The organism is Lacisediminimonas profundi (genome assembly GCF_008831265.1).
Taxonomy (GTDB): Bacteria; Pseudomonadota; Gammaproteobacteria; order Burkholderiales; family Burkholderiaceae_D; genus Lacisediminimonas; species Lacisediminimonas profundi.
This window is the reverse complement of the sequence record NZ_VTTH01000006.1, coordinates 208,876-222,115: the sequence shown is the minus strand read 5'-3', so window position 1 is coordinate 222,115 and position 13,240 is coordinate 208,876. Positions and strand designations below refer to the sequence as shown.

General features: G+C 58.4%; 13 protein-coding genes and 1 pseudogene. 1 reads left to right on the top strand and 13 read right to left on the bottom strand.

Features of this window, described 5'->3' with window-relative positions:
• Entirely contained in the window at positions 1-501 is a 501-nt protein-coding gene (locus tag FVE66_RS17360; protein ID WP_151448728.1) for a TIR domain-containing protein, read from the top strand.
• Between the two features lie 479 nt (positions 502-980).
• Here the strand turns inward: FVE66_RS17360 and FVE66_RS17355 are convergent.
• The 13 genes and pseudogenes from FVE66_RS17355 to FVE66_RS17295 all read right to left on the bottom strand — a co-directional run.
• A pseudogene (locus FVE66_RS17355) lies at positions 981-1,139 on the bottom strand (transposase domain-containing protein); the annotation flags it as partial.
• Positions 1,140-1,422: 283 nt separating this feature from the next.
• Positions 1,423-1,893: a hypothetical protein gene (locus tag FVE66_RS17350; RefSeq protein ID WP_151448727.1), complete on the bottom strand. Its 471-nt coding sequence runs from the start codon at positions 1,891-1,893 to the stop codon at positions 1,423-1,425.
• 715 nt (positions 1,894-2,608) lie between these two features.
• On the bottom strand, positions 2,609-3,604 hold the full coding sequence (locus tag FVE66_RS17345; RefSeq protein WP_241673258.1) for a tripartite tricarboxylate transporter substrate binding protein: 996 nt from the start codon (positions 3,602-3,604) through the stop codon (positions 2,609-2,611).
• Positions 3,605-3,629: 25 nt separating this feature from the next.
• Entirely contained in the window at positions 3,630-4,859 is a 1,230-nt protein-coding gene (locus FVE66_RS17340) for a CaiB/BaiF CoA transferase family protein (protein ID WP_151448726.1), read from the bottom strand.
• 185 nt (positions 4,860-5,044) lie between these two features.
• Positions 5,045-6,022, bottom strand: a complete 978-nt coding sequence (locus tag FVE66_RS17335; protein WP_151448725.1) for a Bug family tripartite tricarboxylate transporter substrate binding protein — start codon at positions 6,020-6,022, stop codon at positions 5,045-5,047.
• Positions 6,023-6,097: 75 nt separating this feature from the next.
• The gene (locus tag FVE66_RS17330) at positions 6,098-7,255 is read right to left on the bottom strand and encodes an acyl-CoA dehydrogenase family protein (protein ID WP_338325398.1); all 1,158 of its coding nucleotides are present in this window, start codon (positions 7,253-7,255) and stop codon (positions 6,098-6,100) included.
• Between the two features lie 40 nt (positions 7,256-7,295).
• Complete coding sequence (locus FVE66_RS17325) at positions 7,296-7,760, bottom strand: MaoC/PaaZ C-terminal domain-containing protein (RefSeq protein ID WP_151448724.1); 465 nt, start codon at positions 7,758-7,760, stop codon at positions 7,296-7,298.
• A gap of 29 nt (positions 7,761-7,789) precedes the next feature.
• On the bottom strand, positions 7,790-8,980 hold the full coding sequence (locus FVE66_RS17320) for a thiolase C-terminal domain-containing protein (protein ID WP_151448723.1): 1,191 nt from the start codon (positions 8,978-8,980) through the stop codon (positions 7,790-7,792).
• A gap of 1 nt (position 8,981) precedes the next feature.
• Complete coding sequence (locus tag FVE66_RS17315) at positions 8,982-9,404, bottom strand: Zn-ribbon domain-containing OB-fold protein (RefSeq protein WP_151448722.1); 423 nt, start codon at positions 9,402-9,404, stop codon at positions 8,982-8,984.
• Positions 9,401-10,222 (bottom strand): enoyl-CoA hydratase/isomerase family protein, encoded by an 822-nt coding sequence (locus FVE66_RS17310; RefSeq protein ID WP_151448721.1) that lies wholly within the window; start codon positions 10,220-10,222, stop codon positions 9,401-9,403. Before FVE66_RS17310 ends, FVE66_RS17315 begins: the two co-directional genes overlap by 4 nt.
• A 284-nt stretch (positions 10,223-10,506) precedes the next feature.
• A complete protein-coding gene (locus FVE66_RS17305) occupies positions 10,507-11,298 on the bottom strand; it encodes an enoyl-CoA hydratase/isomerase family protein (RefSeq protein ID WP_151448785.1) in 792 nt (263 codons plus the stop codon).
• Positions 11,298-12,524 (bottom strand): CaiB/BaiF CoA transferase family protein, encoded by a 1,227-nt coding sequence (locus FVE66_RS17300; protein ID WP_161993330.1) that lies wholly within the window; start codon positions 12,522-12,524, stop codon positions 11,298-11,300. Before FVE66_RS17300 ends, FVE66_RS17305 begins: the two co-directional genes overlap by 1 nt.
• 66 nt (positions 12,525-12,590) lie before the next feature.
• A complete protein-coding gene (locus tag FVE66_RS17295; protein ID WP_151448719.1) occupies positions 12,591-13,034 on the bottom strand; it encodes a PaaI family thioesterase in 444 nt (147 codons plus the stop codon).
• Positions 13,035-13,240 lie beyond the last annotated feature (206 nt).

Here is a 13,240-nt window from a genome sequence, read left to right as displayed (position 1 = left end):
ATGGGCGGTGGTTCCGGTGGCGGTTTGTTCAGCTCAGATATCAAAAGCCTGGAAGACAAGGTGAAGCAACGGCTCGCCGAAGCCAAAGGGGACGTCAGCAGGCACGTTTTCATCAGCTTTGACCATGAAGATCTAGACGAAGTGAATCTGCTTCGCGGCCAAGCCAAAAACGATAAGTTGGACCTGCAGTTCGATGATCATTCGGTCAAAGAACCCTATGACAGCAACAATGCCGATTACATCAAGCGGAATATCCGCGAGAAGATCGATCGCTGCTCAGTCTCGCTGGTCTATCTGACCGACAAGACCGCCTCCAGCAAGTGGGTCAATTGGGAGATCGAGGAAAGCGTAAAGCGTGGCAAGGGCGTCATCGGTGTTTACAAAGGCGACACGCCGCCTGCCAGAACGCCACCAGCGTTTCAGCAAAATGGATGCAAGGCCGTGAAATGGGAACATGCTGCCATGACTAAAGCGATTGAGGATGCGAGCACCAAACGCTGACCCACGGGCCGGAAGCGTCACAAACTTTGACAGGCAAGTCTGAAGCTGGCGTTTTCTCACGATTCCGTAGCAACCCGCACCAGTGCTCATAAGCTCGAGAGGCTAGTCGGCACATGGTCAACTATCCGCCACCATATTGGGATTTTTTTTGCCCGTTCCCCCAGTGTTGGCGCAGTTTCGCGCCTTTTCCTCTTGTGCACACCACTCCCGAAGTCGCCGTTCCAGGCGCACAGCCCGCCATTTCTCTCTCTCCTTTCTCTGCTGCCCTCTTGAGCATTCAAGGCCCGAAGCTGTGTATTGACGCGGGTTTGCGGGCGATAAGTGTGTTTCTTCGCTTGCTCGGGAGCGCGCGATCGAGACAGCGAAAGGCACAAAAAAAAAACCGCCAGAACCGAGATTCGGGCGGAGTGTCGGAGCGGTACGGGATCAGCGCGGGCCACCTTGACCGTTGCGCCAAATGCGCTAACGGGAGTGCGGATTCAGGCCTTGGTGTAATTGAAGGGCAGCAGATCGGTGACATCCTCACCGGCCTTGCGCTTGGGAAGCGCCGTCAGGACAGGCTGCAAATAGGCATAGGGCTCGACATCGCAAGCACGACAGGTCAACATCAGGCTGTAAATGACCGCGCTGGCATCCATACTGGCGACCGAATTCGATTGAGTAGAAATTTTCGAAACCAGCAGGCTTACTTGGTCCGGACTGCCCTCGGGGCTAACACGAACGTAGTGAATTGCATGTGTCATTGGAGCGGCGACCGCCAATGGAACACGCTTTATGTGCGGGGCGCTGTACCCTGGCAGTCGTGACGAGGCTTTGGTTATACGGCCTAGCTGCAGCTGGGGAACTGTCTCGGCTGTCGCCGGGAAAACAGGGCCCCTTTCTACCTTTTTTTCTCGAAGGGCTCGTGGACGGCCCATTTCATTATGTTGAGAGGAGCGGCCAAGCGAACGAGATGGCGCCGACGACAAGGGCGGTCGCAACGGTGGCTCGAGCACCCCGCTCTAATAATTTGCACCTTTTCTCAACTTTCCTCAGAAGGCATCTCGTTTCGTTAAGTTCTCTCAACGATTGGTCGACTTTTCTTACCCAGGATCGTTGTTCGCTTTCCTTCTCATTGAGGAGGACGGCGTTCCTTTGCATTAGCGCCGCGCGGTCTCGTTGTGCTTCCGAAATCAAGTCCTCGACCTTTTTTCCCCAAAGCCGTTGTTCGCTCTCCTTCTCATTGGGGAGGGCAACGTTCTGTTGTATCAGTTCTTTGCAGTTTCGCTTGGCCTCCAAGAGCATCACGACAAGCTTCTCTTTGACTGGCTGCCATTGGGCTTGCGCCGCTTTCTGTCCTTCGTGAAACACCAGGATTAGATTGATCGACAGGATGCCCGCTGCGACAACCATGGGACTTCTGGCAGAAGGGACTAGCTTACACATTGCTATCAGACCCGCCAGCGGGATGCTCCCTGTGGTCGCCGCCGGCGCCTGCTTTACAGCACCGACAAACGATCAGAGGCCGGGTGAATTTGGGGTGGCCAAGAGTGGGGGAATTTGACCGGCCAACGGGGGGCTGGAGTTGTGGAAGATTCAAGTAGTCACAATTTTGTCAAGTGAGACCCCACCCAACAAACGCACAAATATTAAGCCGCAGTGGATGGGGCTGTTCACCCTGTTTGAACTGGACGAATTGCTTGAGGACACGCGCTTTGGCGACATCCGCAGCAGGATGCGAATATCGATGCGCTGTACGAAATCGTCGCAGACGTACTTCAAAACAGGACGACGGCCGACTGGTCGGCGCTTCTGAGCGAATCGGATATCCGGACAAGCCCAGCGTACGACCTGGATGCGCTGCGGCTTGATCGGCACCTTTAGACGTCACCTTCTTTTCAACGCTGCAGCATGACTGCGAGGGTGTGCGGACCTTCCCGGGCATGCCGATCCTGATGTCCGATTTGCCCGGAGCAATCCGGCTTGGCCCACCCCCGGTCAGGGCAGCACACGGATGAAATTTTGTGGGACCTAAGCCGCTAAATTACTGGCTTCCCGCACACTTGAATGCAGGAGGCCAGTGACTGCGACTACAGGCTCAAAGAATGTGAGTCATGTCGCTTGCGTGTTAGTTCACCGTGACGCCTGACTCCTTGATCAGCTTTGACCAGCGTGGTACCTCGGCATTAAGGAAAGCAGAGAACTCCTCAGGACTGTTCGCTGCAGGTGCGCCTCCTTGAGCGATTATCTTTGCGCTGATCTCTTCCGACTGGATAATTTTGACCATGGCGGCGTTAAGCTTCTGGACTATTTCGCGTGGCGTCCCGGCAGGCGCCAGAATGCCGAACCAGGCCATCACGTCGAAACCCGGTAATCCGGATTCAGCCATTGCCGGTACATTGGGCAGGGCCGGATTGCGTTTGGCCGAGGTCACCGCTATCGCTCTTATCCTGCCCGATTTAATGTGCGGCGCAGCGGTCGCAATGCTAGCGAAAATCATCGGAACCTGTCCGCCAAGGAGGTCTGACATGGCTGGCGCTTCCCCCTTGTAAGGGACGTGGATCGCCTGCACTCCAGCCATGAGCTTCATACGTTCGCCAGCCAGTTGCTGAGTAGAGCCGGTACCGCCTGATGCAAAACTGTATTTCTCAGGGTTGGCCCTGAGCAGAGAGAGCAACTCTTTGAGGTCGCGCGCCGGCACTCCTGGATGAGTTGCCAGGACGCTAGGGACAAAGGAGAAAAGCGTTATTGGAGCGAAATCCTTAAGTGCATTGAACGGCAACTTGTCGAAGAGACTCGGATTTATTGCCAGCGTTGCACTGCAGAAGAGCAGGGTATAGCCGTCAGGCGTTGCCTTTGCTACAGCGCCGGTTCCAATGTTGCTCGCCCCGCCCGGACGATTTTCGACAAAGACGCTTTGCTTGAACTCCTCGCTCAGCTTGAGTGCCAGTGCTCGTGCTTGAGCATCGGTCGGACCGCCTGCGGAAAATGGCACAACGATACGAATCGACCGGTTCGGGTAATCCTGTGCCAGGACTTCGCCAGTACTGAAGCATGCCAGGGTTGCCAATCCTAGAAGCGCTGAGCGGAACCGGCGGACAAAAGCGGTAGAAATATTTTTCACTGTAATCTTCCAAAGAGGTTTGAAATCAGGCGACCGTGCCGGCCGCACGCAATAACTCAATGTGCGGGAAGTCAAAGCCGAGCTCACGCAATACTTCGTCAGTGTGCTGACCCACACTCGGTGCGGGGCGCGCGGTAACTTTGGCTGACTCAGCGAGCCAGAATGGACTGCTGACCGTTAACTCTGCTCCATCGCCTCCCGGAAGAGGAACGAAAACACCGGTTGCAAGCATTTGTCGGTCATCAACAAGATCCTCTGCGCGAGCAACGATTCCAACGCTCACGCCGATTGCCGCGAGTGCGTCACGCCAATCCCGAGCGTCCCGAATGCCAAAGGCATCATCAAGCGCGGAAACCAATTGCTCATGGTTCTTCATCCTCGCTGACCTAGTAGCGAAGCGAGGATCTTCAACCCAGTCAGGGTGGCTAATGGCTTGGGCGAATGCCGGCCAACTCCGTTCTTCCTGCACGGGACTGACGCTCATGCTGAGGATGATCCAGCGACCATCACGGCATCGATAGTGATTGGACAGGGGGATTTTGGCCTCGGTGCGTGGAGGTTTTTCGCTGAAGTTGGCACCACACAATGCAGCTTGCAGCAGACAGCTGTTGGACCATGCCCCGTTGGCAATCAGTGATGAACCTACATAGGCACCCGTGCCCGTGCGTTCGCGGCGGTACAGGGCTGTGACGATCGCACCGAACAAGGACAGAGCGGACTGATGGTCCCCCATTCCTGGCGCCGATCGTGCTGGTGGACTCTGGCTGTCAGGCCGTACGTGGTCCATCAAGCCTGATCGACCCCACCAGGCGGTTGAGTCGAATCCCGTCAGATGAGCCTCATCCCCGACCTCGCCGTATGCGGTGAACGAAGCATAGATCAACCGCCCGTTCAGTTTCGCCAGCTGCTGATGGTCGATACCCAGCCGATCCCGGCTAGCCAGAGGGGCGTTGGTCACGAACACATCAGCTGTCTGGACCAGTCGATGCAAAACCTCTTGACCTTCCGACCCGGCCAGGTTCAATGCTAGGCTACGTTTGTTGCGTCCGTCGAGCGACCAACAGTAGTTATGCGGGCTCTGTGGATAGCCTGGTTGATTAGCCAAGGCCCGATATGGATCTCCGCTACCCGGGGGCTCGATCTTGATCACCTGTGCGCCGAAGTCCGACAAGACAGTCGCGGCGGCCGGCGATGCAATGAAGCTACCGACGTCCAGAACGCGAAGTCCGGCAAAAACTGATTCAGTCTCGTTCATGTGCTTTTCAAATTTCTGAGCTTGCGGCGGCTGAGCCGCGCAAGTGTTGGCTCCCTGCAAACAGGCGGGGCAACCCGCCTATGGTGTCGACAGGACTCGATTAATTTTCCAGGGTCTGAAGTTTTGCGCCATCAGACTCATGGATTTCACACGTCAATGTAGTGGGACATTGCAGCCGCCCAAGCTCAGTCGACTCGCGCGCCGGCCGCCTTGATTGCCTGAGCCCAGCGCGGAATTTCAGATTGGATGAAGGCCCCGAATGCCTCGGGCGAAGTCGGCGCAGGCGTGCCACCGCCGGCAGCCAGCCTTTCCGTGACTTCCGGTGAGTTGATCACCTTTACGCTTGCGGCATGCAGCTTCTGGATGATGTCGCTGGGCGTGCCAGCTGGGGCAATGACGCCATACCACGCGGTGGCTTCGTAGCCGGGGAAGCCCATCTCCGCCACCGTCGGCACGTTTGGCAAGGCAGGGCTTCGCTGCGCCGAGGTAACGGCAATTGGCACTAATTTGCCTGCCTTTATGTGCTGCATTCCGGCGGCGATGCTGGAGAAAGTCATGGGAACCTGGCCGCCCAGCACATCCGTCATGGCCGGGCCTTCGCCCTTGTAGGGGATGTGGGGCAGCTTGAGTTGCGCCATGGCCTTGAGCATCTCGCCGCCTAAATGCTGCGTGGTGCCGTTGCCGCCGGAAGCATAGTTGTACTTGTCAGGATTGGACTTGATCAAGCGGATCAGTTCGTTCAAGTTTTTGACCCCCAGGCTTGGATGCGCGAGCAACACGTTGGGAACGAAGGCGAAGCGCGTTATCGGGGCGATATCTTTTACGGGGTCATAGGGCAAATTGCCAAACAGTGTCACGTTTACCGCCAGCGGGCCGATAGTAGCGAAGCCAATCGTGTAGCCGTCCGGGACCGCCTTGGCTACGGTGTCGACGCCCAGGTTACCGCCGGCGCCCGGCTTGTTTTCCACCACGACCGTTTGCTTGAGCACCTCGGATAGTCCCTTGGCATAGGTGCGGGAAAGGATATCGGTCGGCCCACCAGCGGCGAACGGGACGACCAGGCGTATTGGCTTCGATGGAAAGCTCTGGGCCCACGCTACTGAGGTGGTGCTCAGCGTCACTGCGCAGGCCAGAATCAGTCTTCTCGTGGATTCTATTTTCATTTGTTGTCTCCGTCTGTGTATGTATGGTTGCGCTTGGATGGACGGCCGGTTGTTGCGAACCGGATCGTCGAACTGCTAAAGGCCCATCTGCTTGGCGATGACAGTACGCATGATTTCGCTGGTGCCGCCACCAATGGCGCCCACCCGGGCGTCCCGGAAATACATCTGCATCTCGTGTTCCATCATGTAGCCTGCCCCACCCATGATCTGGATTCCCATGTCAGCGCAGCGTGAGTTGTTCTCTGTGGCCAGCACCTTCGCGATAGCGGTCTGCATCGTGGGAGATTCGCCGGCGTCGAGCAGGTCAGCCACCCGATGCACCATCACCCGTGCGCTTTCCGCCATGATTTGCATGTCTGCAAATTTGTGGGAAATGGCCTGGAAGCTGCTGATGGGTTTGCCGAATTGCTGACGGTCGCGGGCATAGCTGCCGGCATAGTCGATGATGCGCATCATGTTTCCGCAGGCGGCCGCCGCCAAGCACAGACGCTCCAGATTCAGTCCGCGCATCAAGGCACTCCAGCCGTTGTTTCTTTCCCCCAGCATCCGACTGGCCGGAACGCGAACATCGTCGAAATAGACTTCGTTGGTGTGGATCATGCGGCGGCCGAGCGCTTTGAGTGGACGAATAGAAACCCCCGGCGAACGAGCATCGACCATAAAAAGCGTAATGCCCTTGTGCCCGGCATCCCGGTCGGTCTTGGTCGCGACGATCAAGTGGTGTGCGACGTGCGCGCAGGTGATGTATACCTTCTGGCCACTGATCAGGTAGTCGTCACCATCCTGCACTGCGCGTGTGCGGATCGACGCTACGTCGGAGCCGGTTTCCGGTTCCGTGATGCACAGCGCCAGTCGGATATCACCAGCGATCATGCCTGGCAGGATTTCCCGTTTCAACGCAGCAGATGCTCCATGCTTGACCTGCATGCCGCCGTAGATGACAGAGGTAAGATAGGCCGATGCCAGTTGGGCGTTGTGGTAGGCGACGGTCTCGACGAATATTGCGAGATCCTTGTATGATCCGTCCGAGCCGCCATACGCTTCCTCATGCGGCAGGCCCATCCATCCAGCTTGGGCGAGCGCGCGATAGGCGTCAAAGGGGAATTCTCGCGCTTCGTCCATCTCCATTATCTTGTCGTGCGGAAGAACTTCGGCAAGCATCGGGAGCACGCTGCGGCGGATCATCTTTTGTTCTTCGGTCAGGCCGAAGTCGGCACTGGCTGTCGTCATCATCTCGCCACCGCGCCGCAGGGTTTTTCTTGACTGGCCTTGCTCATTGCGGCCTCCGGCGGTACAGAAGCGTCGCCTGCATTTCCTGCACCACCGAGCCGTCCTGTTTGACGATCCGGCGCATGAATTTCAGCGTTCCGCGATCGGGCTTACTCGATGCCTTTTTTTCGAGCACCGTTGACACCAGACGGATGGTGTCGCCGTGCTTGACCGGTCCGAGCATCTTCCAGCCATCGATTTGCAATAGCGCAAGCAGGGTGCCATCGTTCACGCCGCTGGCGTACTGCAGGCCTGCCGCAACTGCGTAGACCATGGGGCCGTGCGCGATTGGCTCGCCGAAGGCAGTCGTCTTGCAATACTCGAAATTAGTGTGGACTTCGTTGAAGTCGCCCGAAAGGCAGGCGAAGTTAACGATGTCGGTTTGTGTGATCGTGCGAGCTGGCGTGGTGAATTCCACACCGACCTCGAAGTCCTCGAAATATTTCCCGCGAATGACAGGTGTACTCATCTTTGGCTCCTGGTTACTGTTTTTAGGACTTAGCGCTTGTCTTTGGTGAGGATTAGCGTGCAGTGTGAAGAAAGGATTCCGCCCTCGTTGTGTACCAGAGCAACCTCCGCACCTTCCACTTGGCGAGGACCCAGTCCTCCACGCAACTGGCGCACTCCTTCGACAATCCCGAACAACCCGCCGGCGGCGCCGGCATGGGCGTGCGACAGCATGCCGCCATGAGTGTTAACCGGCATCGTGCCGCCGATCCGGGCATGCCCTTCCTGGTAATAGAGGCCGCCCTCGCCGGGTGCGCAAAAGCCCAACTCTTCGAGCTCGATGACTGGGACGATCGAGAAGCAGTCATAAAGTTGTGCCACGTCGATATCGGATGGACCCAGGCCGGCCATGCTGTAGGCTGCCTTCCCGGATTGGCGCGCGCCGAATTCGGTCAGGCTGGGCGCGCACATCAGATGTTCGTGGGTATGGAACTCGCCGATTCCGGCCAAGTAGGCCGGTGCGCTTCGCAAGTCTTTGGCTCGCTCTGCCGACGTCACGATGAATGCGCCGCCGGCATCCGAAAGCAGGCAGCAATCGAGCATCTTCAGCGGATCGGCGATCGGCTTGGAATTCATCACATCGTCCAACGTGATCGCCTTTTTCATGTGGGCATTGGGGTGAAGCAGGGCGTGCTGGCGGGCTGTAACTGCCACGCTCGCCAGTTGTTCCTCAGTGGTTCCGAATTTTTCCATGTGGCGGCGCGCGATCATGGCGTAGAAGCCGGGAATCGAGCCGCCGTAGGGACGCTCGAAGTAGGGATGTCCCACAGCAAGAAGGACGTTCACCGCTTGATCCCGGCTCTGGCCGGTGGCGCGGTTTTCGCCAGCGCATACCAGCACCGTATGGCACTGGCCGGCTGCAATCGCTTCTGCTGCGTGTTTGAGCATGACGGCAGGGCTGGCGCCACCGACCACCATCGATGCGTTGTAGCGCGGCTGAATGCCGAGGTACTCGCAGATCACGCTGCCCAGCATGAAGTAGGGTTCGGTGAAGGAATAAGCAGTCAGGACACCGTCAATGTCCGATACCTTCAGCCCGGCGTCGTCGAGCGCGCGGCGTGCCGCCTGCGCATTGAGGCCCAACCCGCTCATACCGGGCACCTTACCGATGTCTGATTCGCCAACGCCGACAATTGCGACCTTGTTGCGCAAGTTGTTGGCCGTATTTATTGATTCAGACATTTTAGTTTTCCTCCTTGCTGGCACTGCGTCTGAATTGTGGGACCTTGGCTCCCCCTGCGCGCTCCTCGAAGCAGACCGCGACCTGGTGGCCAATCCTGATGTCGAGCGCATCGTCGCCGAGGATGTTGGCCATCATGCGCGGCCCTTCCTCCAGGTCGATCAGCGCGACTACATAGGGAACGCGGTCGGAAAATTCGGGGTCCGACGCCCGCCGGATCACGGAATAGCTGTGCACGGTTCCGCGGCCGCTGGCCTGAATCCACTCAAGATCCGTTGACCAGCAGGACGGACAGAGATAGCGCGGCATGAAATGCAGGACGCCGCAAAATTTGCATTTGCGGATCAGCAGGCGCTCATCTTGTGCGCCTTGCCAGTACTGTTGGGAGTCCGGGTTGGTAACTGGTGCTGGAAGTAGTGCGCTCATGACTGGCTCGCTTGCGAGTTGGCCATGTCCTTCTGGGCGCTGCCAAGAAAATCCGGCGACCGGCGTTCGATGGCGGCAGCCAGTCCTTCCCGGAATTCAGGGTTCGACATTGCCAATGCCTGGCCCATCCCTTCGAAGGCGAGCATGTCGGGCAGCGATGTTTCGAAGCTGCGTGCCAGCAGTATCTTCGCCAAGCCCATCACTTCAGCCGGTCCCTGTGCAATGCGTTGAGCTTCCGCCAGACCGGCGGCATAGAGTTCGTCGTCCGGTACCACTCGTGCTACCAGACCCAGTTCGGCGGCCTGCTGAGCGGTGAAGGTGCCGTTGCTGAACAAAAAATTCTTCGCTTTCGCCATGCCAATCAGTCGCGGCAGGTGGTACAGGGTGGCGATGTCCGGCACGGCGCCGAGCCGAAAGAAACCGGCGACGAATTTCGCGCTTTCTCCTGCGATCAGCACGTCTCCCGTGAGTGCCAGTCCCATGCCGCCGCCGACAGCGTGACCATTGACGCCGACAACGACAGGTTTGTCCAAGTTGATCAGCGGCGACAGCCAGCAATTGAGCTTGCGGAAGCGTCGGTGTACCGGCCATGGGTCGCAAGCCTTCTGCAGTGCGAAGAGGTCGCCTCCCGAGCAGAACGAAGGGCCTTCACCGGTCAGGAACACGGCGCGCACCGAGCGGTCAAGCGCGGCTTCGTTGACAGCGATGCCGAGTGCGTCGCGCAGCGGCTCTGTCAGCGAATTGCGCGTTTCAGGGCTGGATAGGCGGATCACCATTACCGGGCCCTCTCGCGTTGTTGTCACCAATTTGTCTGTCATCTGTCTCCCCTTCGGCAAGTATTGGAAAAAGTCGTTGTGCGAAGCTGCATTAGCAATGCATGTGCCAGTGCAGACAATGCTCTCTGCGTTTATCACAGCGTGGGGGCATCAGTGCGCTGCAAGTCCTTGATTTGTATGCGGTTCGCGCACTTGATTTAGCTCATTTCGCAATGCGCCGTTCAATGCTGTGGCCGCGGCGGATCGTGTGTGATGTGTCTACTCGATGTACAGTCAGCCCGCGACTGGCAGTGCCGAATACATTCCGGCGTCTTCCGGATCATTTACTAGCTCCGATTGTTCCAGTTGAAGCGGGCCGTCTTCTTGCCCATAAAGCGCTCGATTGCGTCGCGGTGATAGTCGGAATGAAGGGCCACCGCCTGCGCATAGGATTCGAGTTCGGCAAGCGTGTCCTGATCGAGATTGAACGAACGGTTCAACACGTTCTTTGCCATTCCTAGCGCCTGAGTGGGCGCGTCCGCCATGCGCGCCGCCAGCTCCATCGCATGAGTGAGCGTACTGCCGGGCGGATATACCCCGAATGCGATGCCCAGTGCTGCGGCTTCGTCAGCGGCAATTTCGCGCGCGGTGAACACGATTTCTTTGGCGCGCTGCAGGCCGACGATGCGAGGGAGCAGGTAGAGCCCGCCCAGATCGGGGACCATCCCCATTCGGGCGAACACGGCGCAAAAACGGGCGTTGCTTGCGGCCAGGACAAAATCCGAGGCTAGCGTCAGGTGAAATCCGCCGCCGAATGCTGCGCCTTCTACTGCGGCGATGACCGGCTTCTCCAGATTGACCAATTCCCTGAACCAGGGATGCAGGCGGCGGATGCGGTCCCGCACTGCATGCGGATCGAGGGTCTGCGATGACAGAGCTTTCAGGTCTCCGCCAGCAGAGAAATGATCGCCTGCGCCGGTCAGGACGACCGCTCTCACGTCAGTGGAGTCGCGGGCGGCGAGTATGGCTTCGCCCAGAGCCTGTCGCATTTCGAGGTCGAACGCGTTGCGTCGTTCCGGCCGGTTGAGGGTGATTACGAGGGTGGCTTGTTCGCGCCGAAGGATCACAGGATTTGTCATCATGTGTTCTCCATCATGGCGGGGGCTGCTTCACCGAACGCGCCATCCTGGCACAATTCCTCCAACTCGCGATCGCTCAGTAAAAGCAGTTCTCGCAGGACCTCCCGCGTATGTTCACCCAGCAGCGGCGCAGCGGTACGGATGGTGGCAGGAGTGCCAGAAAGACGGATCGGGGTGCCGACCATGCGTAGCTTGCCTGCCCGCGGGTGGTCAACTTCCACCAGGGAACCGCGTGCCCTGACTTGCGGATGATTGACCAGTTCCTCGAGGTTGTTGATTGCGCCGACCGGTATGCCACGCAGTACAAGGACTTCCTCCCACTCCTCGTAGGTTCTGGTCAGGAACACTTCCTGCAGTCGGGTAATGAGGCTTTCCCGATGACGATTGCGCGTGCTGTTGTCGACGTAGCGCGGATCATTTGCCAGTTCCGGACAACCGATCGCAGGGCAGAAGTCCTGCCAGAGCTTCTCGGTACCGACAGCAAGCGCCAGATCGCGGGAGCGCGTGCGAAATGTCTGGTAGGGCAGGATTGGCTTGTACGTGGTTCCCATCGGCCCTGGTATATCTCCCGTGGAAAGATATGCTCCCAGGATTGTGCTCAACAGGGCCATCTGTCCTTCCATCATCGAGACGTCGATGTGCTGACCCTCGCCTGTATTTTCCTTGACGCGCAGAGCGAACAGGATTCCCATCGCAGCATTGTTGCCGGCGGTGAGGTCGGCGATCGATACCCCGCAGCGCACGCCACGCCCGCCCAGTTCGCCGGTGACGCTCATCATGCCGCTCTCGGCCTGCAGGATCATATCCATGCCGGCACGGTCGCAGTAGGGACCGTCCTGGCCGTAGCCGGAGATACTGCAGTAGACGATGCCGGGGTGGCGCTGGCGCACCTGTTCGTAGCCTAGGCCGAGTTTGTCCATGGTGCCGACCCGGAAGTTCTCCAGCACGATATCGCATCGCTCCATCATGCGCAGCAACAGATCCCGGCCCGCGGTGTTTTTGAGGTCGAGTACCATGCCCTTCTTGTTGCGGTGCAGGCTGGCGAAATAGTCGTTTTCCACGCCGCCCGGAAGGGGGAGTCCCCAGGAACGCGAAATCTCGCCAGTTCCCGGTGGCTCGATTTTGAAAACCTGGGCGCCAAAATCTGCCAGCAGCGTCGAGCAGTATGGTCCGGCCAGGGCGTGTGAAAGGTCGAGTACCTTGATTCCTTCGAGTGCTTGTTTCAATTCGACTCCATGCATTAGTGTGAATGCGTTCGGTTTGTGTTGGGCGTGGGTGTGTGCACGGCGCCGCTAGGCATTAGGATGGGCTTGAGGGGTGCTGAATACGCCTTGTGCCGACGCCAGCAGAACATCGCCTGGCATCGCCGTGACTGTGATGGAGGAGAAGTACATGCTGCGGCCGCGCTTGGCGATGCGGCCCTCTGCCCGCAAGGAGATTGCATCGCCGAAGCGCGCGCCGCGCAGGAAATTGCAATTGAGTGCCGCCGTTACACCCTGCGGCAACGAGCCGTCCTGTGGCGCGCCAGCCCAAAGTCCGGCGGCGTCGAGCATGGCCATCAGCACGCCGCCGTGTACGGTGCCGTACTTGTTGCAGTGAGAGGGCCTTAGCGTGAGTTCGAGGATGGCAGTATCACTTTCTGCCGCACGGTGTTGAAAGCCCAGCAGGGCGCCAAAATGCGTCGCCCCCTGATCACTCACGGCCGCGTCGTTGTCCGGCTCTGTATGTGGCTCCATCTGTTTCCTCCATCTGGGTCAACGACCCGGGCGTGATTAGTATTCCGGAGGAACAGCAATTCGCATGCCAAAGCGCAAGGCGATCACCGGAAGGTGCGCCTTTGCCGGCGTTGCGTGAGAGGGGGAAAGATGGGAGCCCAACGGTAGAACGAGTACTGGCCGACACTTGACGGCGATGTGTTTCGGCTTTTCTGTTCACCACGAAT